Raw genomic sequence first — 25,256 nt, forward strand, 5'->3', positions numbered from 1 at the left:
AGCTGCGGAAACGCGGGGTCCGTTCAAGCTGTTGCGTTGAGATTGAAAATCAACCCTTTTTCGCAATCTTGTGGACGACCGTCTCCATAAGTTGACGATAGACAGTCAGGCATACAGCTTTGGGGTAAAGTATCCGGAGCCAACGATTCTGGAACGACTTTTCGAGAAAGGTGCCCGCGTGCTCAAAGCAGTCGTTTTCGATATGAACGAGACGCTTCTTAGCATCAACCTCAACGCGTTCATCCTTCGCTATTTTAAGGATGTCTCGTCGATGCTCGCGGATATCGGTCGCCGCAGCCGCGGTGGCACGATGGCGCGCCTCGGCACCATCTTGGTCGACCTCAACGCCAATCGCCGAAGCAGCACGGACAATCGCACCAATCTTGAGTTTTACCGCGCCGAGGTCGAGCGCCGATGCGGCATCTGCCTCTCCGATCCCCTCATCTACGAGGCGTTTACCTTCTACGACCGTGAAGTTCTTCCATACAAGAACGACGATGTCATTAACGCTCGCGCCATGCCGGGCGCGCACGCCGCGCTCCAGGCCGTACAGGACGCAGGGCTGCGCTGCGCGCTCTTTACCAACCCCAGCTTTCCGCAGGGGGCCATCGAGTGCCGCATGGGCTGGGGCGACCTGGCCGACGCCCCCTTTGAGCTCGTCACGCACATGGGAAACACCACCCGCTGCAAGCCCGATGCCACCTATTATCTTGAACAGCTTCAGGTGATGGGGCTCAAGCCGCACGAGGTCCTTATGGTGGGCAACGATCCCAAGCGCGACTTCCCGTCCCCCGATTGTGGCATCCAAACCGCCTTTGTGGGCCAGGGCAAGCCCAGCCGAGCCACCTGGCGCGGAACCATGGAAGACTTCGCCCGCGACTTTAACGCCGTAGTAGAAGCCTTCTACGAACACCAAGTAGCCGACGAACTGTCGTAGGACCCCTTGCTCCAAACCAAATATCGCCGCAGGTTGAGCACAAGTCAGCGAAAATGCCCCTAAGCGAGCAATGTGCCTTGAAAGAGGAGGGCATAGGCCTTCTGGCCATGCCCGACGATTGAAAGGCAGATTGCCGCTTAGGGGCGTTTGCAGCGTCAACTGGTTACGCGGTTTGGTAAAACCGCGTAACTAGCACACCTGGGTTTTGCCGATCATGATGTTGAGGATCTCGACGTCGGTGTCCTTCATGCCCACGCGGCCTACGTAGCCCATACTGGCGATCGTCTGCTCAACGGTATCTTGGATCAGGCCCTCGCCGGCGCGGAAGCCGCGGCCTTGCATGGCCATATCGTGGCCCAGAATCGCCGCATCGACGGCAGCCGAGATCTTGGCGGCACAGCTCGCCTTGGCGCCGTCGCACACGATGCCGCCCACGTTGCCAAGCGTATTCGAGACCGTCGCGCCAATCTGTTCGCGCGTGCCACCGCACAGCCAGGTAATCGCAGCGCCGGCGCCGCACGCAGCGCAAATAGCACCGCAAAACGCCGAGAGCGCACCAATATAGCTCTTGATATGCACGGCGATAAGATCGGACAGCATCACGGCGCGCACCAGGCGCTCGTGGTCGCAACGCAGGTACTCGGCATACTCCATGACGGGCAATGCGCAGGTAATGCCCTGATTGCCCGAGCCGCACACAATGGCGACCGGCAGCGCGCAACCGTTCATGCGGGCGTCGGACCCGGCGGCCGCACGGGCACGGGCGCGGCAAGCGACGTCATCGGCACGAGCACCCAGCAGCGTACGGCCCACCTCGGCGCCCCAAGCATGCGCGAGGCCCTCAGCACTGATCGCGCCATTCAGCTCAATCTGACGCTCAACGGCAGCGCGGGCGTCCTCAATGTCACCGTCCTCGATAAAGTCGATGATGGTCTCGATCGACATGGGCGTGTCGGCGTTATCTGCCGCACGATCAGCCACCACGCGCTCGGCGCAGGCGGCGCACTCCCCCGCCGACTTACCGCATACCGGAATACCGTCGAGCGTATGGCACGTGACATTAGTGTGGTGATCGGTAATCTCGACGACCGCGGTATGGCCCCCGGCCGTCGCAGTCACCTTGATGTAGAGGTTGGGCACACCCTCGACAAGCGACACATCGCAGTAGTCCGCATCGGCAAGCAGCTCGGCCACGCGGGCGCGGTCCGCGTCATCGACGCTCTCGAGCACCTCGAGCGCGCTCTTGGCGTCGCCGCCCACGGCACCCAGCACGGCCGCGGCTTCAATACCATGCATTCCGCCCGAGTTGGGCACGGTCACGCTCTTGACGTTCTTGATGATGTTGCCCGAGCAGGCAACATCCATATGATCGGGCTCGCAACCGAGCGTCTGGCTCGCCAGCGCCGCTGCATAGGCAACGGCAATGGGCTCGGTGCAGCCGAGTGCACAGACAAGTTCGCGGTTCAAAACATCGCAAAACGCGGCATCACGGATGGAATCGGTAGGCATAGGTATCTCCTGCTTGCATAACGGGCTGGGCTCTCAAAAAAGTTACCTCCTTTATTTGATAACAATGCATCAAAAACCGCAACCATGGTTCCGGCAGACGGCGCTCAAGCGCAAACTGACGACATTCATTCACGAGAAGCAAGTCTCGTTGCCTGCTAAAGCGTTTGACCAAAAAACGCTCGAGCGTTTACGCAAAAGTCGCGCTATTATGCAGTCGAACGCGGTAAACACCTTTAGCATTTGCGCCGCACAGACCAGAGAGGAACCATCCATGAAGATCGGTATCGGTAACGACCACGCCGCCGTCGAGCTCAAGAACATCATTTCCGAGCACCTGAAGGAGCGCGGCTGCGAGGTCGTGAACTTTGGCACCGACACCTCCGAGAGCTTTGACTACCCCATCGCCGGCTACAAGGTGGGTAAGGCCGTTGCCAACGGTGACGTCGATCTGGGTATCCTGATCTGCGGTACCGGCGTCGGTATCAGCCTGGCCGCCAACAAGGTCGAGGGCGTACGCGCCGTCGTGTGCTCCGAGCCCTTCAGCGCCAAGCTCTCCCGCATGCACAACAACACCAACGTGCTTGCCTTTGGCGCCCGCGTCGTGGGATCTGAACTCGCCAAGATGATTGTCGACGAGTGGCTCGACGCCGAGTTCGAGGGTGGTCGCCACGAGCGTCGCGTCAATCTCCTCAACGAGATCGACCACACGCGTGGCCTCAAGGTCGTCGACGAAGCCTAAAGACTTACAAAGCCATACACTAACGCCAGCCCCCGCCCGAAAGAAACGTCCGGACGGGGGCTCTTTAGTAGATTTGTGGGCATTTAACAAAAGTCTACTGAAATAAAAAGAGCGCCGCGGATGGAATTCCGCGGCGCCCAAGCCACACGCTAACAGCTTTAAGGAGTCAAAGCTGGTTTAGCCAAAGAAGCGCTTGATCTCGATCTCGGCGTTCTCCAGGCAGTCGGAGCCGTGGATCACGTTGGCGTTAACATCGACAGCGAAGTCGCCGCGAATGGTGCCGGGGGCAGCGTCAAGCGGGTTGGTGGCGCCCATGAGGGTGCGCATCTTGGAGACAGCGGAGAGACCGGAAACGACCATCTTGACGACCGGACCGCTCGTCATAAAGTCGCAGAGACCGCCAAAGAAGGGCTTGTCGGCCAGATGGGCGTAGTGCTCCTCGACGGTAGCGCGCTCGAGCGTGGTCATCTCCATGCGCTCGATGACAAGGCCGCTGCGCTCAATGCGAGCAACGATCTCGCCGATCTTACGGTCGCGCACGGCGTCGGGCTTAATCATGATGAAGGTCTTCTCGATAGCCATAAGGTAGCCTTTCAAGTAGGTTCGCGCGTGCCCAAGTCCCATTCCGGCACCCGCCTGGACTGCATCGTAACAGAGTTTTAGCTGCAGTTAAACAAAAAGCTGTTTATTGAAACGCTGCAATTTATTAAAGCGCTCCATATGTGTCACTTCTGTTTCGAAGCCCGATTAGAGTACCATCCGACCGCCCATCAACCGCACCGAACCGAGCGGACGGTCGGTTGCCACCCGCGAACGTACCCCCTTCACAACCTGCCCAAAGGTCCTACAGAAGTTCTCGACAAGCTCCTCCCCCAGGGCAACAAAATACGGACGCCCACATCAGCAGGCGCCCGTAAAGCGAAAACGATTTATCAATAAATGGCCAAAGCCGCTTCAGCCAAAACCTTACTTTGCCCCGTGACCCATTTCAACGACCTTGGTCAGCGACCCAAACACACCCTCGTCGGCCACGAGCTGTGCCTCGGCACGCTGCAACTGCACGGCAACGGCGGCAGGAGCGGTGCCGCCCTCGGTCGTGCGTGCGGCGACAATCGACGGGATATCGAGCGCCTCGGTAATGTCGCGCTCAAAAAGCGGGCTTGCCTCCTGGAACACCTCAAACGGCAGGTCCTCAAGATTGCAGCCGCGCTTCTCGCACATCAGGACCAGATGGCCCACCACGGCATGTGCCTCGCGGAACGGCAGACCACGCTTGGCCAGGTAATCGGCAACATCGGTAGCGGCAAGGTGCCCCACGCCGCACTCGCGCGCCATGGCATTCTCGTTGACGGTCCAAGTCGAAATCATTCCGGCCATAACGGACAGGCACTGCATGAGCGTATGGGCGGTATCGAGCGCGCCCTCCTTGTCCTCCTGCAAGTCCTTGTTATAGGCGAGCGGCAAGCCCTTCATGGTCACGAGCAACTGCACCAGGTTGCCGTACACGCGACCGCTCTTGCCGCGGATAAGCTCGGCAAAGTCGGGGTTCTTCTTCTGCGGCATGATAGACGAGCCGGTGGAGTAAGAGTCTGAAAGCGTGATAAAGCCAAATTCGGAGCTCGACCACAGCACGATCTCCTCGGAAAGACGCGACAGGTGCATCGCCGTGACGGAGCCGGCGTAATGCAGATCGAGCAGGAAATCACGGTCGGAAACAGCATCGAGTGAGTTAGGAATCACGCCCGCAAAGCCAAGTTCGGCAGCCGTCATCTGGCGATCGAGCGGATAGCTCGTACCAGCAAGCGCGGCAGCGCCCAGCGGGCAGTTGTCGGCGGCATCAAAGGCGGCCTTCAGGCGCGTAAAGTCACGCGCGAACATCCAGGAATATGCCAGCAGATGATGCGACAGCAGCACGGGCTGAGCGTGCTGCATATGCGTGTAGCCCGGCAGAATCACCTTGTCGTACTTCTTGGCCGCATCCACCAGCACATGGCGCAGCTCAAGATTGGCCTCCATGAGCTCCTTGGCCAGTGCCTTGACGCCCAGGCGCGTGTCGGTCGCCACCTGGTCGTTGCGCGAACGTCCGGTATGCAAGCGCTTACCGGCCTCGCCGATGCGACGCGTCAGCTCGCTCTCGATGGACATATGGATGTCCTCGTCGTTGATATCGAAGGTAAAGTTACCGGCATCGATATCCTGTTCGATCCCGGTCAGGCCCTCGGCAATCGCCTGCTCGTCCTCGGCACTGATAATGCCTTGGGCGGCCAGCATCTTGGCATGCGCCTTAGAGCCAGCGATATCCTGCTTATAGAGATGCTTGTCGACCGGCAGCGACGCGCCAAACTCCTGCGTGACCTCGGCCACGCCCGCCTCAAAACGACCGCCCCAAAGAGCCATGGAACCGTCTCCTTTCTCCAAATACCAAAACAAGCGCCCAAAGCAATGCGCCCTGTCGCTAAAGCGATTTATCAACCGCTAGTTTTACACACTCCCTGCCGTGCGCGAGGGCATATAGCTAATTTGCAAAGAAGTGACGCACCATGCACTTGGCGCCCAACGTCTCCCTCCGAATACTGCCCTGCGAACCATCGACCCAGGCCTTCAGGCTCATAGGGACCTCCTCGACCTTTGCAGCATCGAACTCGGGCGCGAGGGCAAGCAAAGCATGCACGACAGCATTGAACATAATGGATACTCCTCATATATATAGGCGCAGAGCCGCCAAATTGATAGAAGGAGCCCCGCCGGACAACCCCGGCGGGGCTCGGACTCAGCCGCAGTCGCGGCATCATATATGCGGGCGGAACGTAGGGGCCACCGATGTTAAGAAGTGTCAGCAAGCATAACGAAAGGTAGGGACCCCATGCGCCCGTTATGTATCACGCGGATGGGCCGCGCGGATACCAAGGAAAGGAAGACTTAAGCCTGGGCAGCGGCAGAGCTGGGACCCTGGACCTTGGCCCACGTCTTGAGCGACAGCGTATCGATCTCGATAAAGCCGGCGCTGGCCTTCTCGTCAAACGTGGTGTCGCGGTCGTAGGTAGCCAGGCCGTAGTCGTAGAGGCTGAAGGGGCTCTTGCGGCCGACGACATGGCAGTTGCCCTTAAAGAACTTCAAGCGGACGGTGCCGGTCACGAACTTCTGGGTGTCGGCCATAAAGGCGTCGAGCGCGTTCTTGAGCGGGCTGTACCACTGGCCGTTGTACACGGCGGTGGCCCAATCCTGCTCGAGCTTGATCTTGGTCTTGAGCAGGTCGCCCTCGACGCAGATGTCCTCGAGCGCCTTGTGGGCGGTGATGAGCGTCAGGGCGCCGGGAACCTCATAGCACTCGCGGCTCTTGAGGCCCACCAGACGATCCTCGACCAGGTCAAGACGGCCAAAGCCGTTGTCGCCCGAAATCTTGTTGAGGGCGATGACGATCTCGGAGAGCTTCATCTTCTTGCCGTCGACGGCGACAGGCTTGCCGGCCTCAAACTCGATCTCGGTATAGGTCGGGGTGTCAGGCGTGTCCTCGGGGTTCTTGGTCATAACCCAAGCGTCATCGAGCGGCTCATTCCAAGGGTCCTCCAGGTGACCGCACTCGATGGCGCGACCCCACAGGTTGTCGTCGACGGAGTAGGGGTTGTCGTTGGCACCCTCGGGAACCGGCACGTTGTGGGCGTGGGCATAGGCGACCTCGTCGGGACGGCACTTCAGGTCCCACTCGCGAACCGGGGCGATAACCTTGAGCTCGGGGTCGAGGGCCTTGACGGCGGCCTCAAAACGGACCTGGTCGTTACCCTTGCCGGTGCAGCCGTGGGCGACGTAGGTCGCGCCAAACTCGTGGGCGACCTCAACAAGCTTCTTGGCAAGCAGCGGGCGAGACAGGGCGGAGAGCAGCGGGTACTTGTTCTCGTACATGGAGTTTGCTGCGATGGCTTTGGTCAGGAACTCATCGGAGAACTCGTCGCGCAGGTCGAGCACCTGGCAATCGAGAACGCCCAGGTCGAGCGCCTTCTGCTTCTTGGCATCCAGTCCGGTCTCTTCCTGGCCCACGTTGCCGCAGACACAAACGACATCGAGATTCTTCTCGTCCTGGAGCCACTTGACACATACGGATGTATCAAGACCACCGGAATATGCGAGAACGACTTTTTCCTTGCTCATGGCTGTTTCCTTTCGCCCTTGGTAGCTAGTTAGAACATCGGTCAGTTGCAAGTCACCTTGAGGTCAAAAACCGTGCAATATCAGGTTATTCAGCAGAATGCATCACAGGCATGCCCTAGAAACATGCGGCTATGTCGTGCTAAGACTCAACGACCTCAAAATGACTCTGTTGAGGCAATTCGCCCCATGCGGACAGAGACGATTGTTATCGTCGTCGGGAAATTGCGCGCTGGCGTCGGATGGCATTGTCTGCAGTGGTGATGATCTTTACGAACTGCATCTGCCTCTCCTTTCACGTATCGCCGGGCGCAATTCAAATATCGTAAACGGTACCTTTTACTCGGTAAGCGGTTGTTTTCCGTCTCCGTTTTCGATGGTCGCTATATTACGCTAAAGTGCCCGCAGCACAAGCGACAAATTCAAATTTCTGAAAAGTTTTTTCATTACTTTGTGAAGCGTGGTGCAAATACGCACCATTCCTGCGAAAATACGCTCGACTACTAGTTGATGGTTATAACGTCTGAAACAATCTCGAAACGAAAGGCGCATTTTTATGCAAACTTACGAATCGGACGCCAATATCGGAAACATTAAGATTCTCGCCGTCGATATGGACAAGACGCTGCTGACCGACGAGCGCGTGCTGCCCCAGGGTCTTGATGAGCGCCTGGACAAGCTCGCCGACGCCGGCATCGTATTCTGCCCCGCCAGCGGACGTCCCGCCCCCAAGCTCGAGGAGATGTTCGAGGGCATCAAGAACCGCCTCGCCTTTTGTCCCGACAACGGAGCTTGCGTGATCTATCGCGGCAGCTATATCTATAAGAGCAATATTGACGTGGAGCTGTATCAGCAGGTCTTGAACCGTGCCTCGGAGGATCCTCGCGCTGTCCCCGTCCTGTGCTGCTTCGACGAGTTCTACGTGCTTGCCCGCGACCATCAATACCACGACGAGATCAGCGTCTACTACAACACAATCAACTACGTCGACAGCTTTGAGGGCATCGATTTCGAGTCCAACAAGATTTCGGTCTTCTTCCCAGGCTACGACGCCGAGCCCGCTTTCCGCGAGACCTATAGCCCCGAGTTCTCGGACAAGCTCTACGTCACCAACGCTGGGCGCGAGTGGATCGACTTTATGAACCTGGGCGTCGACAAGGGCGCCGGCATCGCTCACCTGTGCGAGCACCTGGGCATCGATATTGCCGATGCTGCCGCCGTGGGCGATACCTACAACGACATCCCCATGCTGGAGCGCGTCGGGCATAGCTTTATCGTGGACAATGCCGAGGAGCACATGAACGCGCACGCCAAGTGGCGCATTCCGAGCAACAACGACGGGGGCGTACTGACGCTCATCGACGCTATCTTGGCGGCCCGGTAGCCGTCCCATCGGGCCTGGCCGGGCGGCACAGGATAACTTTTCGCTCGGTCAGGTCCTGCGCAAGACGAAAGCCACATTAAGTGGCTTTCTTTGCGTGCGGAATCTACGAAAAGTTAACCTGTGCCGCCCGGCCAGGCCCTAGGTTTACTTGTTTGCCGCCTAGATGGCGTCTTGAGTGTCTAGATACTTAGGCTGAATTTAATTGAACGAAGGGGGCTCCTTGTTGGCAAGGAGCCCCCTTCTGGTTTGGTTACTTTAGGGTTGTGGGCACTTCCCTATTTGGCGTCGGCCCAGGTTATGCCGGTGCTGGCTTCGGCGATTAGGGGGACGCGGAGGTCTACTACGTGCTCCATGACGTCGCGGACCATGGTGGTTAGGCGCTCGACTTCGTCGATGGGGCACTCAAAGTCCAGTTCGTCGTGCACTTGCAGGATCATGTGGGCGGCAAAGCCTTCCTCTTCCAGGCGGCGGCTTACGCGGGCCATCGCGATCTTGATGATGTCGGCGGCGGTTCCCTGCATGGGATGGTTCATGGCCGTGCGCTCGCCAAAGCCGCGGAGTTGCGGGTTTTTGGCCTTGAGCTCCGGAATATGACGACGGCGGCCGTACATGGTCTCGGCGTAGCCCGTCTGCTTGGCGCGTGCCACCACGTTGTCGAGGAACGTGCGCACGCCCGGGTAGGCCTCGTAGTAGCGGTCGATCATGTCGCGTGCCTCGGCCATCGAGATATGCAGCGACTGCGACAGGCCGTAGGCCTGCTGGCCATACACGATGCCAAAGTTCACGGCCTTGGCGCGACTGCGCAAGTCGGGCGTTACCTCGGACACCGGCACACCAAACACGCGCGCCGCCGTCTCGGCATGGAAGTCCTCGCCCTCGTTAAAGGCGCGCACCAAGTGCTCGTCACCCGAGAGATGCGCCAGCAGACGCAGCTCGATCTGCGAGTAGTCCACCGCCAAAAAGACGCTTCCCTCGCCTGCCGAAAACGCCGTCTTGACGGTACGACCCAGCTCCGAGCGCGTCGGGATGTTCTGCAGGTTCGGGTCGCTCGAGGACAGACGCCCCGTTGCTGTGATGGTCTGGTTGTACGTAGTGTGCACACGACCGTCACCACGGCGTAGCGGGCCCAGCGTGTCCAGATAGGTGGACTTGATTTTGGACTTCTCACGCCAGTCCAAAATCAGGCGCACGATCTCGTGGTCGCGGGCAAGGTCACTCAGCACCTTGGCGTTGGTCGAATAATAGCCGCGCTTAGTCTTCTTGAGGCCCTTGGTCGGAAGCCCCATCACATCAAAGAGCACATGCGACAGCTGCATGGGACTGCCAATATTAAAGGTCTCGTCACCCGCCAGGTCACGAATGCTGCGCTCGACCTCGGCAATCTGAGTCGCCAGGCCCTCGGACAGACTATGCAGACGGTCGGGGTCTACGAGCATGCCCGCGCGCTCCATCTTGGCAAGCACCGGCACAAGCGGCATCTCGATGCCGTCGAACACGTTGGTGGCGTTCTCACGGGCCATGCGGTCGCGCAGCGGTGCGACCAGCGCCAGCGTTAAGGCCGCCGTGCGAGCGGCGGGCGCGGGGGCGTCCTCGCCGGCACCCTCTGCACCGCGCGCCGCAGGCAGCGCCATCTGCAGATAGGTATCGGCCAGATACGCCTCATCGAACTCGGAGCGGTCGGAATCCAGCAGGTAGGCGGCAACCACGGTATCGAAGATGCGCGTGGAATCGACTGCCAGCGGGTCCATAAGCTCGGGCTCAGAAGAATCGATGGGCGAAAGCTCGTGCAACAGCGCCTTCATATCCGGGCTCGCCACGCGACCCTCCATAAACAGACGCGCGAGCACGCCGGCAATCACGCCGTGGACGAAGTTGAAGCCCTCAACCTCAGCCGCCGCACAGCTGTCGCCCTCCTCGAGCGCGAACAGGCCCTTGGACGTCGCCAGCCACAGCGTGCGCGTCAGTCCAAAGAGCGCGCCCTCTTCCTTGTCGTCGTCCACCACGGCGGCAACCCACTCGTCGGCATCAATCGCGCGGGAGACCTCAGCCGCAACGGCACCAAGCGCGTCAGCTTCGCCGGCGGCTGCACGAACCATCGCAGGTATCTCAAACACACTGGAGGCAGCAGCAGCCCCGCCCTCGCCGCCAATCAGCGCCAAGAAACGGTTCTGCATGGCGGTGATACCAAGCGTACCCAGCGCCGCGGAAACCTCATCGGCAGAAAACGCCGGGAAGGACGTCGCCTCAAAATCGAGCTCAACGGGCGCATCGGTGCGGATGGTCGCCACCTTACGGCTCAGCAGTGCGTCGTCGATGTGTGCACGCAGGTTTTCACCCATCTTGCCCTTGACCTCGTCGGCATGCGCGATGACCTCGTCCAAGCTGCCGTACTGTGCGATGAGCGCACTCGCCTTTTTGGGACCGATGCCCGGCACGCCGGGGATGTTGTCGGACGTGTCGCCCTTCAGACCATAAAAGTCGGGCACGAGCGCCGGCGTAATGCCGTGATACAGGTCATCCACGCTCTCGGGCGTCATAATCGCAACGTCGGACAGGCCCTTACGGGTCGAGACCACGTTGACGTGCTCGGTAACAAGCTGATACATGTCGCGATCACCGGTCACCAGCAGCATGTCACAGCCGGCCTGCTCGCCCAGGCGCGCCATAGTACCCAGGATATCGTCGCCTTCCCAGCCCTCGGACTGCAGAATCGGCACGTTGAGCGCGGTGAGCAGCTCCTTAATCATAGGGAACTGCGCATGCAGATCGGGGTCCATGGGCGGACGTTGCGCCTTATACTGCGGCAGCATCTCCATGCGCACGCGCGGCTTACCCTTGTCAAACGCCACGACCACACCGTCGGGGTTAAAGGCATCGATCATCTTAAGAAACATGTTCAGAAAGCCAAAGATCGCGTTGGTGGGGCGACCGTCCGGCGCGTTCATGGTCGGCGGCACGGCGTGAAAGGCGCGGTGCATGAGCGAGTTGCCGTCGATAACGGCAAAAGTGCGGCGCTTGTCAGACATATTAAATACCTCGCTTTGGGCTGGGCACGGTTTGCTCACTCCAGTTTACACGCTCCCCGCCCCGCGGCCACCTCACATAAAGCTCCCCCGCCATCGTGAGCCCGCGCGTGATACGATGGCTCACGGTACATCAACCAGCACGATCGATCCGAAAGGAGCCTGCGTCATGGAGCGTCCCTGCGCATGGAAAAAGTACACGCCACAGCAAGTCGAGGAGCTCGAGGAGCTTTGCCGCGGCTATAAGCAGTTTTTGAGCGAGAACAAGACCGAGCGCCTGTGCGTCAAGACCGGCATCAAGATGGCCGAGGAGGCGGGATACGTCGACCTGGAGACCGTGATCGCCGAAGGCCGCGAGCTCAAGGCAGGCGACAAGGTGTACGCCGCCAATCACGGCAAGGACCTCATGCTCGTCAACCTGGGCAACGCCCCGCTCGAGCAGGGCTTTAACATCCTGGGCGCCCACGTGGACTCGCCGCGCCTAGACCTTAAGCAGAACCCCGCCTTCGAGGCCGGCGACATGGCCTACCTCGACACGCACTACTACGGTGGCGTCAAGAGCTACCACTGGGTGGCCTCCCCGCTCGCACTCGTGGGCGTCATCTGCAAAAAGGACGGTACCACCGTCGACATCAATATCGGCGACAAGGCGGACGACCCGGTCTTTACCATCTCCGACCTGCTGATCCACCTCTCGAGCGAGCAGATGTCCAAGCCTGCCAAGGACGCCGTCGATGCCGAGATTCTCGACGTGATCGTGGGCGGCCGCCCCGTCAAGTTCGATGAGGACGACAAGGACGCCCCCAAGGAGCCCGTCAAGCAGATGTTCCTGGATATCCTCAAGGAGCAGTACGACGTCGAGGAGGAGGACTTCCTCTCCGCCGAGATCGAGGTCGTGCCCGCCGGTCCCGCCCGCGACATGGGCCTCGACCGCTCCATGATTCTGGGCTATGGCCATGACGACCGCGTCTGTGCCTACCCCTCCATGCTTGCCCAGATCAACGTCACCAACGTGGAGCGCACGAGCATCACGCTCATCGTCGATAAGGAGGAGATCGGCTCCGTGGGTGCCACCGGTATGACGAGCCGCTTCTTCGAGAACACCGTCGCCGAGATCATGACGCTCGCCGGCGAGGATAGCCCGCTGGCCCTGCGCCGCGCGCTCGCCCGCAGCCGCATGCTCTCCTCCGACGTGTCCGCCGGTTTCGACCCGGGCTATGCCGGCAAGTTCGAGACGAAGAACGCCGCCTTTATGGGTCGTGGCCTGTGCTTTAACAAGTACACGGGCAGCCGCGGCAAGGGCGGTTCCAACGACGCCGATGCCGAGTACGTGGCCCTCGTCCGCGACATCATGGACGAGGCCGGCGTGGACTTCCAGACCTGTGAGCTCGGTCGCGTCAACGCGGGCGGTGGCGGCACCATCGCCTACATCATGGCCAAGTATGGCATGAACGTCATCGACTCCGGCGTTGCCGTCCTGTCCATGCACGCCCTGTGGGAGGTCGCCAACAAGGCCGATATCTACGAGGCCTATCGCGGGTACAAAGCCTTCCTCGAGCGCGCCTAACCAACCCTTGTAAGGCGCACCAAACCAGCCCTTTATAACTTGCGGTGGAATACGGACTAACCTGGCCTTCAACCGGCTCGCGCAGACCGTATTCCGCCGCGACTTTTTTGGCAGAGGAGAGTTCATGCTCCAGGTCATCGTTTCACCCGCCAAGCAAATGCGCGCGGCACAAGATGCTTTTGAAGTTCAGGGGATTCCGCCCTTTGCGCGCGAGACCGCTCAGCTGCACCATGCGCTCTTGGACATCGAACGAACCGAAGGCGACAGCGGCCTACAAGCTCTGTGGAACGTCAGCGACAAGCTGCTGGCCCCTTGTCTCGACATTTTGCATGAGTTCGAGCCCATCTTGGGGAACGGCGATCTCGACAATCCCGCACTCGCCCGTCACCTCTCCCCCGCCATCATGTCCTATCACGGCATTCAGTACCAGAGCATGGCACCCGAGGTGATGGATTCAGTGCAGCTCGCATGGCTGCAAGACCATCTGTGGATCCTCTCCGGCCTCTACGGGTGCGTTCGTCCCTTCCATGCCGTCGAACCGTATCGACTGGAGATGGGCGCGAAGCTCGCCGTTGACGATGCCCAAGACCTCTACGCGTTTTGGAGCGACAAGCTCGCGCGGGCTATCGCCCCGGCAGGCTCAAACACCACGATCGTCAATCTCGCCAGCGTAGAGTATGCCAAAACCGTTCTGCCCCACCTCGCGGACGACGCCATGGCCGTCACATGCCTTTTTGGCGAGGGTATCCGCAACGGCAAGCCCATCCAGCGCTCGACCGCCAGCAAAAAGGCGCGCGGCTCCATGGTGCGGTGGATGGCAGAAAACAAGCTCGAGGATGCAAGCGAACTTACCGCATTCAACATCGGCTATCGGCACATCCCCGAGCTTTCAGACAAAAACACCCTGGCATTCATGAACGCGCAGGCACAATAGGCCCGCCGTTTCCAAACGCCCCGTTACTCCGCCAAGCCATCGGCCTTTGCAATCTCGCTCGTTGAGCCATCTTGGTAGGTAACCTTAACGCGCTCTACGTCGGATACCGTAACGCCCGACGGAGGCTCCAGACGCCATTCCGTCAGGGCGATATCCATGGTCGTGGGCACATCTCCTTGATCTTTGAGCTTCACCGTCAGCGTTTTGAGCGCCGCGTCAAACGTCACGCGTTCGATTTCTTCACCTGGAATGGACCCACCACTCAGCTGCAACTGCACAAACTCATCGCGCGGGTACCAATAATCGCCCGGAATGGCGAGCGTATTGGCATTACCGCCGGTACTCCTCACCGTCATAATCGGTAGGCCATCATCAGCCTCGAACTCCCATGCAGCGCCGCCGTGACCGCCAAACGTCCAGATACAAAAGGCAATCACCAGCACGGCAAGCACCGCAAAACCAATCGCGACAAGGCCATGGTGTGCACGGCTTTCCTCGGCCGATACATCCCATTGCGTCTCTCGATATAGATGCTTGTCTTCCATGTTCGCCTCCCCACAGGCACGCTCGTTAGGCCAATCGTACCCATTCGAGCTATACTTGAGCCCATTACATAAACGGGGAGCTTGCGGGACAAGACGGCAGGCTGAGACTGGGCGCGCCCGCCCTGACCCGCAAACCTGATATGGGTAATGCCAACGAAGGGAGCCGTGCCAATGAGCACACAGACCGAGCCCAAGCTCGTCACGCAAATCGACTTCGCCCGCGCCGGGCAGATCACGCCGCAGATGAAGGAAGTCGCCGAGCGCGAGCATCGCGACCCCGAGTACATCCGCGAGCGCGTGGCCGACGGCCGCATCGCCATTCCCGCCAACATCGTGCACATCAAAAAAGGCATGCGCGCCTTTGGTGTCGGCGAGGGCCTGTCTACTAAGGTCAACGTCAACCTGGGCATCTCGGGCGATAAAGCCGATGCCGCCGAGGAATGGAAGAAGGTCAAGATCGCCGAGGACTTTGGCGCCGACGCCATCATGGACCTTTCCAACTCGGGCAAGACGCGCCAGTTCCGCCAGCAGCTCATCGACGAGACGCCGCTCATGGTGGGCACCGTCCCCATGTACGACGCCATCGGCTACATGGAAAAGCCGCTGGTCAAGCTTACCAAGGATGACCTGTTCGAGGTCGTGCGCGCGCACGCCGAGGACGGTGTGGACTTTATGACCATCCACTGCGGCATCAACAAGTCGGTCACCAAGACCTTTAAGGAGACCGGCCGCTTGATGAACATCGTGAGCCGCGGCGGCTCGCTGCTGTTTGGCTGGATGGAGGTCACCGGCAACGAAAACCCCTTCTACGAGTACTTTGACGAGCTGCTCGAGATCTGCCACGAGTACGACGTGACGATTTCGCTCGGCGACTCCTGCCGCCCGGGCTGCCTCTACGACTCCAACGACGCCACCGAGACCGCTGAGATGATCGAGCTGGGCAAGCTGTGCAAGCGCGCTTGGGCTGCCGGCGTCCAGGTCATGGTCGAGGGTCCGGGTCACATGGCGCTCGACGAGATCGCCGCCAACATGAAACTGCAGAAGCGCCTGTGCCACAATGCCCCGTTCTATGTGCTCGGGCCGCTGGTGACCGATATCGGCGTGGGTTACGACCACATCACCGCTGCCATCGGCGGCGCCATCTCCGCCAGCTCCGGTGCCGACTTCCTGTGCTACGTGACGCCGGCCGAGCACCTGTGCCTGCCCAACGCCCAGGACGTGCTCGATGGCCTCATGGCCACCAAGATCGCCGCACACGCCGCCGACATCGCCAAAAAGGTGCCCCACGCCCGCGACATGGACGACAAGATGGGCCAGGCACGCCGCAAGCTTGACTGGGACGCCATGTGGGAGTGCGCGCTCGACCCGGTTACGGGCAAGAAGCGCTACGAGGAGTCCCCCGCCGCCACCGAGGGCACTTGCACCATGTGTGGCAAGATGTGCGCCGTCCGCACCGTCAACAAGATCTTCGAGGGCACCACGATCGACCTCGGCATGGAGGACTAACCTGTCGCCGCGGCCGCTTCTGTCGGCGAGCTGGTGCCTGTCAATTGTTAACGTGTGAACATTTGCTTGCATTTGCGTAAAGATTGCATCGCCCGCCCGGGTTCGACATAGAGTCGGCCCGGGCATCATTATAATGCTGGCTTAAAGACCCATTTGATTCCGACCGAACAAGGGAGCGAACATGGATCGCAGTAAGGTACCTGCCGTTCTATCCATCGCAGGATCCGATTCCAGCGGTGGCGCCGGCATTCAGGCCGACATCAAGACCATCACGGCGCACCGTCTGTATGCCCAGACGGCCATCACCGCCATCACAGCGCAAAACACACTGGGCGTTACCGCCGTGCAGGATATCTCGCCAGATATCGTAGCCGCGCAAATTGACGCCGTTTTTGACGATATCCGCCCGAGCGCCGTCAAGATCGGCATGGTTTCTTCTGTCGAGATTATCGATGTTATCGCCGACCGCCTGAGCGCCTGGAAGGCGACAAACGTGGTAGTCGACCCCGTCATGGTAGCCACCTCGGGCGCACGGCTGATTGCCGAAGATGCCGCAGAGGCGCTCACTCGCCGCCTGTTCCCGCTAGCGACGGTTATCACGCCCAATATTCCCGAGGCCATGGCCCTGCTCGACTACGAGGTCGACTCCGAGCGCACGCAGCAAAATGCTGCCATGCTCCTCACCCGCCGCTTTGGTTGTGCATCCCTCGTTAAGGGTGGGCATCTTGTCAACGAGGCCAACGATGTACTGGCCGAACCCGCGCCACTCGATGACGAGGGCAACCATCTGGGAGATCCACTCACCACGTGGTTCCGCCACAAGCGCATCGAGACCGACAACACGCACGGCACCGGATGCACGCTCTCGTCCGCCATCGCCTGCGCGCTGGCTCAGGGCATGGATCTTGCCGACGCCGTCAACGCCGGCAAGGCATACCTGACAGGCGCTCTGGCCGCCGGCCTGAACATGGGCAAAGGCTCCGGCCCTGTCAACCACATGTGGCAGTATTAAGATTCGCAGCCCAAGCCACCGCAAAGGCGCCCGCCCCCTTTGCGGTGGCTTGGGGTCGCGCTACTCTCCGAGCATCTCTTGGAGCTTGGCTGCCACGGCGTGACCCAGGCTCTCATGGCTTTCGGGCATCATATGCAGATAGTCGATATCGCCCGGCTCGGCAAAGTCGGCGGCATTCAAAAAGTCGCAGCCAAACTGCTCAGCCACATGCGCGTAGTACTCACCAAAATGTTCCGAGGCTTCTACGGAATGCTCGTCAAAATCGGTCATATATACGTCGGCGATCTGCGGCTTAATCTTGATAGGCGCCATCAGCAGAATGCGCGGACAAGGCGCAGCGTCGGTCCACGGAAACGCGCGGACGGCGCGAATCAGCGCCATGGCGCCACGAGTGATATCGGCAGCCGTCACGTTAAAGACCGTCTTGCAGTCGTTGGTGCCCAGCATGATCACAATGGCGTCCAGCGGCTTATGGGCCTCGAGCATCATCGGAAGCGCGCGAATGCCGTTAAGATTGGTGTCCAGATGGCACATGTCGTCGCGTACCGTCGTGCGGCCGTTGAGGCCTTCTTCAATTACATGCCAGCCCTCGCCTAAGTCACGTTGGGCCACGCCACACCAGCGCACATCCCGCGCATAGCGCACCGCGGTGCCGTCGCGCATGCCCGCCGGATCGTAACCATAGGTGTTGCTGTCGCCAAAGCATAGAACGTTTTTCATCGTAAGCCCTTCCTTTTAGTAAAAAGCCGGCGGGAGCAGCCTCTCCCGCCGGCTCGACCTATCTGTCAACACGTACCGGTTACAGGTACTTGCGCCAATCGTCCTCGTCCTCATCATCCTCGGTAGCAGCCTGGGCCTGCTCGGCGGCGCGAGCTGCCGCAGCGCGAGCGGCAACCTGAGCATAGGACTCCTCGTTGCGCTCGGGGAAGTTTGCCAGCACGTGCTCGAACTTGGCAAAATCCTCATCCCAGCGCGTAGAAGGCACGGCAAAGAAGACTTGCTTGACCTTAAAGTCGCCCGACGCGAGCTCCTTGCGGAAGAGCTCGGCCACGGCCTCTGCGTCAAAGCCGTTGTTGTCGCAGCCCCAAGCACCCAGCACGAGCTTCTCGCGACCCAGCTCGTCGCAGATGGCAAGCACAAAGCGAATGCGGTCGCGCAGGGCATCCAGCAGAGCATCGTCGCTCACGCGATACTCCTGGCGGGCGCGCTTAACGTTGGGCGCGGCGGCCACGATCACGTCGGCGTATGCATGCACGTGGTTGCGGTCGAAGCGCACCGCAGGCACCACTAGGGCGCGGTTACGATAGAGCTCGCAGTTGATGTTGCGGCGACGGTTCTCGCCGTACCATTTGCGCTGCTTATCGAGAACGTTGTACAGATACGAATCGGCGCACAGTGTGGCCTCCTGGCCCAGATAACCCTGAATATAGCCACCGCCCGGGTTGGTGAACGAGGCAAAGGCGAGCACGGCCATGTCGCAGAACTGCGCATAGCCACGACCGTTGTCCAAGATGGCCTGCGTGGCGGAGGCATCGAGCACGGTGACCTCAGGCAGAGACGCAGCAGGCTCCTCAGCAGGCGCGGACTCAGCTTCGGCGATTTCCTCGGCAGGCTCCTCGACGGGCTCAGGAGCTGCCTCGGTCTCGGGCGCTGCCTCGCTCTCGGGTGCTGCCTCGACCTCGGCAGCCTCCGCGCCCTCGACGTCCTCGGCAATCTGTTCTTCGGTGGTCACAGCACTCTGAACCTTGGCCTTCATCGCCGAGACAAAGCCGGCAGGCATACCGTCAAACTCGCGAACACCGGCAAGCGAACGCTCGATATCCTTGGCGCACGCTTCGGACACAGTTGCCACGTGACGCTCGGCGGCCTTGGCACGGCCCTCGCGCTTGGGATTGGGCTGACCCGCTCGGTTGGACCTGCGGTTACGGTTCCTGTTGTCGACGTCTGCCATAAGTGGTCACCTTTCTCGGTCTCTGCCGCTATCGGCTTTTCCCATCCATGATACCCCGCCGCGTACAAAAAAGACGGCCCCGAAGGACCGCCTTTCGCATCGATTTACACGCACGGCAAGCACCGCCGCAATTCGCCACTAGTCGCGACGGCCAAGGATGTTCAGGATGCGCAAGAACACGTTGATAATGTCCACGAACAGATTGGACGCCATGAGCACGGCGTTGGGCAGCGTAGGCGGCACCGTCGTGGCAACATAGGTGTCATAGCCAATAAAGCCGGCGAACACCACGATCACGATCAGGTCGGTGATGGTCTGCGAGACGCCCATGAACATCAGCACGATCTCAACCAGAATAGTGGCGAGCAGAATGCCAAAACCGATGCCATATACGCGCTGGAAAAACTTGGGGAACGTCACGCCCAAGGCGCCAAAGACAAAGGTGATGGCGGCCGTGGCGATAAAGGCAGTGTTGATGGTGGGCAGGTCGTAGTTGGCAAGGCCAAACGACGCGGTCAGGCCAAAGGTGCTCGCAAAGATTACGTAGCCCACAAGGGATAGGCCCACGGACTGCTTGCTGGCGGCGGCCGACATCATGACCATGCCGACGATGGTCAAAATAAATGAGCCAAAGACCAGCGGCAAAGCGGCGCCGCTCATCATCATGCGGGCAAACGCCATGGTGCTCGTAAAGTAAGCACCAGCGCCCATGGCACAAAAGCCCAAGAAGATGAGGGCAGACATGGCAAGATTGTACGCACGCGGCGACATCTCCTTGGCACGGCTTGCGCCGGCCTCGATGGGGCCGTTCTGATAGCCCTGGATATCGTTCATAATTTCGTCCTTTCAAAAAGTGCCGTGAAAGACGGCGCAGCAGGTGACAAGATTCCTGTCATTGTACCCGAATGCCGTACGTCCTTACCCACGGCGCTCGCCCTCGAGCGTACGATCAAAGGCCCAGACCCACCAACGCATCACGTGCGCCTGCGAGCCGTCCGCCCGCTCGCGCGTCTGGTCCTCCAGATACAACTCGGTCGCGTGCCCGCCAAAACGCACCTTATAGGTCGCCGTACGGATGCCGTGGACCGTCAGGCCAAACCCGGTGGTCGAGATAATTTCATCGATTGTAAAACAACGTCCGTCGACCCAGCAGACGGCGACTGGCACGACTTGTCCGCCCGCGAGGATGCGAGCCACGACGTCCACATACTGCTTGTGTACGCGCCGAGTTTTGCCGTCTGTCTGTCGATATTCCATGCCTCCTATTATCGAACGCATGTTTGCATGTTGTAAAGCGAACAGACTGTGGTTTTGGAGTGTCGTAGTAATCGCACGTGTCCGCATGGCGTGTTAGCAAAAAGAACACCCGCGGTCAACAGGGCTAATATTCAATTTTAGTGCCAAAAAGTTCACTTCTCCCATCAGAACTCGGTAAAGAAACCCGCAGGAGGTGATACGATTTATCATGTTTTTGTAACGTGCCTGCAAACTTCGAGAAAGCCCATATATGGACGTAACGTTCTCAACCTTCCTCGGCCAAATTGTGTCGAACCCAGTCCTTGCCGTCACCGTGATCCTCGCGTTGGGCGCCATCTTCGTCAATGGATGGACCGACGCGCCCAACGCCATCGCGACCTGCGTCACTACGCGTTGCATGCCCGCCCGCGCCGCCATTCTCATGAGCGCCGCATTCAACTTCCTCGGCGTGCTCATCATGACGCACTTTAACGCGAGCGTCGCCAACACCATCTCACATATCGTCGACTTTGGCGGAAACAGCACCATGGCGCTCGCCTGCCTGTGCGCGGCGCTGTTCTCCATCGTCGTCTACGGCGCCACAGCGTCGCGTTTTGGCATCCCCACCTCGCAAAGCCACAGCCTTATCGCCGGCCTGACCGGTGCCGCCATCGCCCTCGGCGGCGCGAGCAGCGTCAACGTCCACGAGTGGATGAAGGTCATCTACGGCCTGGCGCTCTCCATCGGCCTGGGCTTTGTTATGGGCTGGGTCCTGTGCAAGCTCGTCTCGATTCTTTTCGCCGCCGCCAACAGGCGACGTGCCAATGTCTTCTTTAAATACGCTCAGATCGCGAGCGCCGCGGCCATGAGCTTTATGCACGGCGCGCAGGATGGACAGAAGTTCATCGGCGTGCTCTTTTTAGGCGTGGCCTTCGCCAACGGCCAGACGAGCATCGGCGATGCCGGCATCCCCATCTGGATTATGCTGCTGTGCTCGGCCACTATGGGTATCGGCACCAGCGTGGGCGGCGAGCGCATCATCAAGTCCGTCGGCCAGAGCATGGTCAAGCTCGAGAAGTATCAGGGCTTCTCTGCCGACCTCGCAGGCGCCGCGAACTTGCTGCTTGCCACCCTTACCGGCATCCCCGTGTCCTCCACGCACATCAAAACCTGCGCCATCATGGGCGTCGGCGCCGTCAAGCGCCTTTCGGCCATCAACTTCGGCGTGGTCAAGGACATGATGTTCACCTGGTTCTTCACCTTCCCCGCCTGCGGACTCATCAGCTTTGTCATGGCCAAGCTGTTCATGATGTTCCTCTAATCAAACCGAACGTCCATCCGGACCGCAACACTTCGCCCACCCGTCTTCGCCTCGAAAGGACCCACCCATGGCAAAGAAACCCGATTCGTTCTACTTTGACAACTACGTTGCCTGCGCCGACCTCGCCGTCCAGGCCGCAGAGCTGCTCACCAAGATTTTCGAGAACTTCGATCCCGCGCAGATTCACGACATGCTCAATAAGATGCATGCGATTGAGCATGCGGCAGACAAGAAGCACCACGAGCTCGAAGACGCCCTGCTCACCGCCTTTATCACCCCGCTCGAGCGCGAGGATCTGGACCTGATGAGCTGCGCGCTCGACACCGTGCTCGACCGCATCGAGGGCGTCGTGCAGCGCGTCTACTTCACCAACATCCAGAGCATCCATCCCGACGCCATCGTCATCGCCCACAAGGTGACTGACGCCTGCCGCGCCATGAAAGACCTGATGGTCGAGCTGCCCAACTACCGCAAGTCCAAGACCCTGCGCGAACTCGTCATCCAGATCAACACCATCGAGTCCGAAGCCGACGAGCTCTATATCAACGCCATGCGCAACCTGCACGTTAACGGCAAGGACCCGCTCGAGGTCATCGCCTGGCGTGACGTGTACGCCTTCCTGGAGTACTGCGCTGACTGCTGCGAGAATGTGGCCGATGTCGTGGATTCGATTGTCATGAAGAACAGTTAATTGGGGGTACGTGTCCCGGCGGCGAAGGGCCGGCCACGGTTTGCTTTCTCACTCCAGCTGCTTTGCAGAGTCGTTCGAAAGCAAACCGTGGCCGGCCCTTCGCCTTACGTACCACCATTGGGAACTTTGGCTGATACTTTGAAAGCAATGAGGCTTTTGTTGGCAGGGCCTTTGAGCCCGATTGGGGACTTTGGGACCGCCTTAAACGTTTGGCTGGATGGAGCTTTGGGTACCCTTTGTTTTGCTTTGGGTTGATACACTGAATTTGGAGGGCTTGGTTGTGAGTTATTTGGATCTGGCTCGGGCTCGGTATTCTTGTCGTGAGTTTGAAGATCGGGCTGTGGAGCAGGCTGTGGTGGATGCCATTGTTGAGGCTGGGCGTATTGCTCCTTCTGCTTGTAATAATCATCCAACCCGTGTGATGGTGTTGGATACGCCTGAGCTTCTGGAGAAGGCTGCTGCTTGTCAGCCTCGGTTTGCTCGTGATGGGTCTATCTTTGGGGCTCCGCTTGTCTTTCTTATTTGCAGCGTTACCGATGATGCTTGGGTGCGCCCGTATGACCAGATGAATTCCAGTGAAATCGATACGTCCATCGTGTGTGATCAGATGATGATGGAGGCCACCGAGCAGGGCCTGGGAACGTGCTGGGTATGCCATTTTAAGCCCGAGGTAGCCCGCGAGCAGTTCAACCTGCCCGAGGGCGTCTATCCCTATCACATGCTCGTCTGCGGCTATCCCGCCGACCATATCGCCGACCCCGAGCATCGCGAGGCCCGCACCATTCCCCTCTCCGACTTCATCCTTAAGTAGATTATTGGGACATGCCTTAACACCTACCTTTGACCTCCAGCCCGTCCGCCGAGCTCTGCACCACCACGCGTAGGGCTCGGCGTTTTGTTTCCCGACCCGTATACAGCCACAAAAAAAGAGCCCGCAGGTGCGAGCTCCTCTTAAGGACACTAGATTGTAGCTCTAATGCTAGTCCAAGTCGTCGGCGGCAAAGTTGTCGATCGGGGCGAAAGGATCGGCCACGGGGACAACCGGGTCAGCGACGGGCAGCGGCTCGGCGGGAACAGTCACCGCAGGAGAAGCGGCAGAACCGACCGGCGTGGAGGCCATGAGGTCGGCCGGGAAGGAATTCTGGGCATCGTCCATGAAGTGCTGGATGAGCTTGAGATACTCTGCCTTGAACTCCTCACGGGAAGCCTTGAGACGATCGATCTCCTCGAGCTCGGCCTGCTTCTCGGTCAGAGCCTGGCGGATAACCTCGCGGGCCTTGGCGTCAGCCTCGTTGCGGATACGCTCAGCGTTCTCGTTGGCATCGTTGACGATGGTCTCAGCGGTCTGCTGGGCAGCGATCAGGGCAGCGGAAATCTGGCGCTCCTGAGCGGAGAAGTCAGGGGCGGGAGCAGCCACGGGGGCGGCAGGAACGGCCTGGGCGGTGGCATCCTGAGCCTGGGCAAGCTGAGCCTGCGCATCGGCAAGCTGCTGCTCGGTAGCAGTCAGACGACCCTTAAGGTCGACGATCTTAGCGAGCATAGCGTCAACCTCGGAGGACAGCGTCTCCAAGAAGACGTCGACCTCGGCAGGATCGTAGCCACGCTTGGCCTCAGAGAAAGTCTGAGCCTGGATGTCTGCAGGGGTAATAGCCATAACAAGTCTCCTTTTTCATCGCCTCGGCGCTACACGCCCGACGTAAGTTACTAAGACAGTTCTACACGAGTATACCTATAAGAAGCTGCAGAACCAGCCTCTGCACCAACTGCAACGCAATAATCGCAACGACCGGCGAAAAATCGATACCGCCCATCGGCGGGATGAAACGACGGAACAGGTTGAGCCACGGACCGCAGACGCTATCGAGCACCGCGGCGATATCCTGCAGCAGGCCGCCCTGCTTCATGGGAATCCACGTCATGAAGCAATAGACCACGATGAGCGTGGAGTAGAAGTTGAACAGCGTGTTGACCAGCTGGACGATAGTGTAGATGTTGATGGGAATCTCCTCGTCTTGTCTTTACTTAAGGTAGCCGTCGGCACGAAGCTTCTTGAGATCGGAATCTTTGACCTCGCAACCGGCGGGCAGCACCATGAACACGCGGTCGCCCACCTCCTTGACCGTGGCACCCAGACCGCAGGCAAAGCCGTAAGAGAAGTCCAAGACGCGCTTGGCAACTTCGGTGCGTACGCCCACAAAAATCAGTGCGACAGGCTGCTTGGTGCGAACGCGGCGCACCACAGTCTCCACGTCGTCATAGCTCTCGGGGCGCAGGACATAGGCCGGCAGCTGCGGCGTGGCGTTGATGATATTGCTCGCATAGGCCGAGGCATCGCTCGGTGCGGGCGCGGGTGCAGCGGCGGCACGGGCGCGGGTATTCTCGGCGTAGCTCGACGGCGTGTCATAGGCACCGGGACGATAACCGCTCGCAACACTGTCCTGCGAGCGCGAAGGCGGGTTATACGTCGTGGCATGGCGGGAGTCATCGCCGACCAGCTGACCGGAGCGCGTATACACGGCAACCGACTCAGCTTCACCGCGGCGCGTCTGACCAAGCAGGCCGTTGCTCGGCTCGTCTTGGGTGTAGAAGCCCTCGCCCGAAGCACCGCTGTAGCCGTTGCCCTGATAACTATCGTCATAGCCGTCATCATAGCCGTAGTCGTCGTCCTGGCCATAACCCTGGTCGTAACCCTGCTGGCCGCCCAGGTGCATCTTATTTTTAATCTCGTCAAGGAAGCCCATGGTTGTGTCCTCTCGCG

24 protein-coding genes are annotated in these 25,256 nt (G+C 59.8%); 10 read left to right on the forward strand and 14 right to left on the reverse strand.

What is annotated here, in order from left to right; all coding sequences use genetic code 11:
- Nucleotides 1-178 precede the first annotated feature (178 nt).
- Nucleotides 179-937, forward strand: a complete 759-nt coding sequence (locus I2D41_RS01565; RefSeq protein WP_271741623.1) for an HAD family hydrolase — start codon at nucleotides 179-181, stop codon at nucleotides 935-937.
- Nucleotides 938-1,126: 189 nt separating this feature from the next.
- On the opposite strand, the gene I2D41_RS01570 is transcribed toward I2D41_RS01565, so the two are convergent.
- On the reverse strand, nucleotides 1,127-2,446 hold the full coding sequence (locus I2D41_RS01570; protein ID WP_195363321.1) for an L-cysteine desulfidase family protein: 1,320 nt from the start codon (nucleotides 2,444-2,446) through the stop codon (nucleotides 1,127-1,129).
- Nucleotides 2,447-2,717: 271 nt separating this feature from the next.
- Between I2D41_RS01570 and rpiB the strand changes: the two genes are divergently transcribed.
- Nucleotides 2,718-3,185 carry a ribose 5-phosphate isomerase B gene (gene rpiB / locus I2D41_RS01575; RefSeq protein WP_006234151.1) on the forward strand — a complete coding sequence of 156 codons (468 nt, stop codon included), beginning with the start codon at nucleotides 2,718-2,720 and terminating at the stop codon, nucleotides 3,183-3,185.
- A gap of 177 nt (nucleotides 3,186-3,362) precedes the next feature.
- Here the strand turns inward: rpiB and ndk are convergent, their stop codons facing one another.
- The 4 genes from ndk to I2D41_RS01595 all read right to left on the reverse strand — a co-directional run bounded on the left by ndk (nucleotide 3,363) and on the right by I2D41_RS01595 (nucleotide 7,331).
- Complete coding sequence (ndk, locus tag I2D41_RS01580; RefSeq protein WP_055251725.1) at nucleotides 3,363-3,767, reverse strand: nucleoside-diphosphate kinase; 405 nt, start codon at nucleotides 3,765-3,767, stop codon at nucleotides 3,363-3,365.
- A gap of 384 nt (nucleotides 3,768-4,151) precedes the next feature.
- Nucleotides 4,152-5,582: an argininosuccinate lyase gene (gene argH, locus I2D41_RS01585; protein WP_195363322.1), complete on the reverse strand. Its 1,431-nt coding sequence runs from the start codon at nucleotides 5,580-5,582 to the stop codon at nucleotides 4,152-4,154.
- Nucleotides 5,583-5,700: 118 nt separating this feature from the next.
- Nucleotides 5,701-5,871: a hypothetical protein gene (locus tag I2D41_RS01590; RefSeq protein ID WP_195363323.1), complete on the reverse strand. Its 171-nt coding sequence runs from the start codon at nucleotides 5,869-5,871 to the stop codon at nucleotides 5,701-5,703.
- Between the two features lie 233 nt (nucleotides 5,872-6,104).
- Nucleotides 6,105-7,331 (reverse strand): argininosuccinate synthase, encoded by a 1,227-nt coding sequence (locus tag I2D41_RS01595; protein ID WP_195363324.1) that lies wholly within the window; start codon nucleotides 7,329-7,331, stop codon nucleotides 6,105-6,107.
- A gap of 553 nt (nucleotides 7,332-7,884) precedes the next feature.
- Between I2D41_RS01595 and I2D41_RS01600 the strand changes: the two genes are divergently transcribed.
- Nucleotides 7,885-8,712, forward strand: a complete 828-nt coding sequence (locus tag I2D41_RS01600) for a Cof-type HAD-IIB family hydrolase (protein ID WP_195363325.1) — start codon at nucleotides 7,885-7,887, stop codon at nucleotides 8,710-8,712.
- Nucleotides 8,713-8,987: 275 nt separating this feature from the next.
- Here I2D41_RS01600 and polA read toward each other — a convergent pair whose 3' ends face one another.
- Complete coding sequence (gene polA / locus I2D41_RS01605) at nucleotides 8,988-11,738, reverse strand: DNA polymerase I (protein ID WP_195363326.1); 2,751 nt, start codon at nucleotides 11,736-11,738, stop codon at nucleotides 8,988-8,990.
- 166 nt (nucleotides 11,739-11,904) lie between these two features.
- On the opposite strand from polA, the gene I2D41_RS01610 reads away from it, so the two are divergent.
- Both I2D41_RS01610 and I2D41_RS01615 read left to right on the forward strand, forming a co-directional pair.
- Entirely contained in the window at nucleotides 11,905-13,302 is a 1,398-nt protein-coding gene (locus I2D41_RS01610) for an aminopeptidase (protein WP_195363327.1), read from the forward strand.
- A 124-nt stretch (nucleotides 13,303-13,426) separates the two neighbouring features.
- Nucleotides 13,427-14,236, forward strand: a complete 810-nt coding sequence (locus tag I2D41_RS01615; RefSeq protein WP_117746764.1) for a YaaA family protein — start codon at nucleotides 13,427-13,429, stop codon at nucleotides 14,234-14,236.
- Between the two features lie 23 nt (nucleotides 14,237-14,259).
- Here I2D41_RS01615 and I2D41_RS01620 read toward each other — a convergent pair whose 3' ends face one another.
- Nucleotides 14,260-14,781 (reverse strand): hypothetical protein, encoded by a 522-nt coding sequence (locus I2D41_RS01620; RefSeq protein ID WP_195363328.1) that lies wholly within the window; start codon nucleotides 14,779-14,781, stop codon nucleotides 14,260-14,262.
- Between the two features lie 171 nt (nucleotides 14,782-14,952).
- Here I2D41_RS01620 and thiC point away from each other — a divergent pair, with 171 nt between their 5' ends.
- Together thiC and thiD are read left to right on the forward strand one after the other, a co-directional pair.
- Nucleotides 14,953-16,287: a phosphomethylpyrimidine synthase ThiC gene (thiC, locus tag I2D41_RS01625; RefSeq protein WP_195363329.1), complete on the forward strand. Its 1,335-nt coding sequence runs from the start codon at nucleotides 14,953-14,955 to the stop codon at nucleotides 16,285-16,287.
- A 181-nt stretch (nucleotides 16,288-16,468) separates the two neighbouring features.
- Nucleotides 16,469-17,299, forward strand: coding sequence for a bifunctional hydroxymethylpyrimidine kinase/phosphomethylpyrimidine kinase (gene thiD, locus I2D41_RS01630; protein WP_195363330.1), 831 nt, complete (start codon nucleotides 16,469-16,471; stop codon nucleotides 17,297-17,299).
- Between the two features lie 60 nt (nucleotides 17,300-17,359).
- Here the strand turns inward: thiD and I2D41_RS01635 are convergent, their stop codons facing one another.
- From I2D41_RS01635 to I2D41_RS01650, 4 genes are all read right to left on the reverse strand, one after another.
- The gene (locus I2D41_RS01635) at nucleotides 17,360-18,019 is read right to left on the reverse strand and encodes a GDSL-type esterase/lipase family protein (RefSeq protein WP_195232059.1); all 660 of its coding nucleotides are present in this window, start codon (nucleotides 18,017-18,019) and stop codon (nucleotides 17,360-17,362) included.
- A 79-nt stretch (nucleotides 18,020-18,098) separates the two neighbouring features.
- Entirely contained in the window at nucleotides 18,099-19,250 is a 1,152-nt protein-coding gene (locus I2D41_RS01640; protein ID WP_195363331.1) for a TIGR02452 family protein, read from the reverse strand.
- A gap of 138 nt (nucleotides 19,251-19,388) precedes the next feature.
- Nucleotides 19,389-20,084 carry a Bax inhibitor-1 family protein gene (locus I2D41_RS01645; RefSeq protein ID WP_195232061.1) on the reverse strand — a complete coding sequence of 232 codons (696 nt, stop codon included), beginning with the start codon at nucleotides 20,082-20,084 and terminating at the stop codon, nucleotides 19,389-19,391.
- Nucleotides 20,085-20,168: 84 nt separating this feature from the next.
- On the reverse strand, nucleotides 20,169-20,507 hold the full coding sequence (locus I2D41_RS01650) for a hypothetical protein (RefSeq protein WP_195232062.1): 339 nt from the start codon (nucleotides 20,505-20,507) through the stop codon (nucleotides 20,169-20,171).
- A gap of 250 nt (nucleotides 20,508-20,757) precedes the next feature.
- Between I2D41_RS01650 and I2D41_RS01655 the strand changes: the two genes are divergently transcribed.
- From I2D41_RS01655 to I2D41_RS01665, 3 genes are all read left to right on the forward strand, one after another.
- Complete coding sequence (locus tag I2D41_RS01655) at nucleotides 20,758-21,807, forward strand: inorganic phosphate transporter (protein ID WP_195232063.1); 1,050 nt, start codon at nucleotides 20,758-20,760, stop codon at nucleotides 21,805-21,807.
- A gap of 67 nt (nucleotides 21,808-21,874) precedes the next feature.
- Complete coding sequence (locus tag I2D41_RS01660) at nucleotides 21,875-22,498, forward strand: DUF47 domain-containing protein (RefSeq protein ID WP_138112201.1); 624 nt, start codon at nucleotides 21,875-21,877, stop codon at nucleotides 22,496-22,498.
- Nucleotides 22,499-22,778: 280 nt separating this feature from the next.
- Nucleotides 22,779-23,309, forward strand: coding sequence for a nitroreductase family protein (locus I2D41_RS01665; protein ID WP_195363332.1), 531 nt, complete (start codon nucleotides 22,779-22,781; stop codon nucleotides 23,307-23,309).
- A 168-nt stretch (nucleotides 23,310-23,477) separates the two neighbouring features.
- Here I2D41_RS01665 and I2D41_RS01670 read toward each other — a convergent pair whose 3' ends face one another.
- The 3 genes from I2D41_RS01670 to I2D41_RS01680 form a co-directional block, all read right to left on the reverse strand.
- Complete coding sequence (locus I2D41_RS01670; RefSeq protein ID WP_006234242.1) at nucleotides 23,478-24,152, reverse strand: DivIVA domain-containing protein; 675 nt, start codon at nucleotides 24,150-24,152, stop codon at nucleotides 23,478-23,480.
- 61 nt (nucleotides 24,153-24,213) lie between these two features.
- On the reverse strand, nucleotides 24,214-24,501 hold the full coding sequence (locus I2D41_RS01675) for a YggT family protein (RefSeq protein WP_040358293.1): 288 nt from the start codon (nucleotides 24,499-24,501) through the stop codon (nucleotides 24,214-24,216).
- Between the two features lie 15 nt (nucleotides 24,502-24,516).
- The gene (locus I2D41_RS01680; protein ID WP_055251691.1) at nucleotides 24,517-25,239 is read right to left on the reverse strand and encodes a cell division protein SepF; all 723 of its coding nucleotides are present in this window, start codon (nucleotides 25,237-25,239) and stop codon (nucleotides 24,517-24,519) included.
- Nucleotides 25,240-25,256: the final 17 nt, after the last annotated feature.

This window comes from Collinsella aerofaciens (genome assembly GCF_015552075.1).
GTDB classification, from domain to species: domain Bacteria; phylum Actinomycetota; class Coriobacteriia; order Coriobacteriales; family Coriobacteriaceae; genus Collinsella; species Collinsella aerofaciens_Y.

What these genes read in the sequence shown, in the direction of transcription:
- I2D41_RS01570 (WP_195363321.1), bottom strand. Translation starts at nt 2,446, where the DNA reads ATGCCTACCGATTCCATCCGTGATGCCGCGTTTTGCGATGTTTTGAAC.
- rpiB (WP_006234151.1), top strand. Translation starts at nt 2,718, where the DNA reads ATGAAGATCGGTATCGGTAACGACCACGCCGCCGTCGAGCTCAAGAAC.
- ndk (WP_055251725.1), bottom strand. Translation starts at nt 3,767, where the DNA reads ATGGCTATCGAGAAGACCTTCATCATGATTAAGCCCGACGCCGTGCGC.
- argH (WP_195363322.1), bottom strand. Translation starts at nt 5,582, where the DNA reads ATGGCTCTTTGGGGCGGTCGTTTTGAGGCGGGCGTGGCCGAGGTCACG.
- I2D41_RS01590 (WP_195363323.1), bottom strand. Translation starts at nt 5,871, where the DNA reads ATGTTCAATGCTGTCGTGCATGCTTTGCTTGCCCTCGCGCCCGAGTTC.
- I2D41_RS01595 (WP_195363324.1), bottom strand. Translation starts at nt 7,331, where the DNA reads ATGAGCAAGGAAAAAGTCGTTCTCGCATATTCCGGTGGTCTTGATACA.
- I2D41_RS01600 (WP_195363325.1), top strand. Translation starts at nt 7,885, where the DNA reads ATGCAAACTTACGAATCGGACGCCAATATCGGAAACATTAAGATTCTC.
- polA (WP_195363326.1), bottom strand. Translation starts at nt 11,738, where the DNA reads ATGTCTGACAAGCGCCGCACTTTTGCCGTTATCGACGGCAACTCGCTC.
- I2D41_RS01610 (WP_195363327.1), top strand. Translation starts at nt 11,905, where the DNA reads ATGGAGCGTCCCTGCGCATGGAAAAAGTACACGCCACAGCAAGTCGAG.
- I2D41_RS01615 (WP_117746764.1), top strand. Translation starts at nt 13,427, where the DNA reads ATGCTCCAGGTCATCGTTTCACCCGCCAAGCAAATGCGCGCGGCACAA.
- I2D41_RS01620 (WP_195363328.1), bottom strand. Translation starts at nt 14,781, where the DNA reads ATGGAAGACAAGCATCTATATCGAGAGACGCAATGGGATGTATCGGCC.
- thiC (WP_195363329.1), top strand. Translation starts at nt 14,953, where the DNA reads ATGAGCACACAGACCGAGCCCAAGCTCGTCACGCAAATCGACTTCGCC.
- thiD (WP_195363330.1), top strand. Translation starts at nt 16,469, where the DNA reads ATGGATCGCAGTAAGGTACCTGCCGTTCTATCCATCGCAGGATCCGAT.
- I2D41_RS01635 (WP_195232059.1), bottom strand. Translation starts at nt 18,019, where the DNA reads ATGAAAAACGTTCTATGCTTTGGCGACAGCAACACCTATGGTTACGAT.
- I2D41_RS01640 (WP_195363331.1), bottom strand. Translation starts at nt 19,250, where the DNA reads ATGGCAGACGTCGACAACAGGAACCGTAACCGCAGGTCCAACCGAGCG.
- I2D41_RS01645 (WP_195232061.1), bottom strand. Translation starts at nt 20,084, where the DNA reads ATGAACGATATCCAGGGCTATCAGAACGGCCCCATCGAGGCCGGCGCA.
- I2D41_RS01650 (WP_195232062.1), bottom strand. Translation starts at nt 20,507, where the DNA reads ATGGAATATCGACAGACAGACGGCAAAACTCGGCGCGTACACAAGCAG.
- I2D41_RS01655 (WP_195232063.1), top strand. Translation starts at nt 20,758, where the DNA reads ATGGACGTAACGTTCTCAACCTTCCTCGGCCAAATTGTGTCGAACCCA.
- I2D41_RS01660 (WP_138112201.1), top strand. Translation starts at nt 21,875, where the DNA reads ATGGCAAAGAAACCCGATTCGTTCTACTTTGACAACTACGTTGCCTGC.
- I2D41_RS01670 (WP_006234242.1), bottom strand. Translation starts at nt 24,152, where the DNA reads ATGGCTATTACCCCTGCAGACATCCAGGCTCAGACTTTCTCTGAGGCC.
- I2D41_RS01680 (WP_055251691.1), bottom strand. Translation starts at nt 25,239, where the DNA reads ATGGGCTTCCTTGACGAGATTAAAAATAAGATGCACCTGGGCGGCCAG.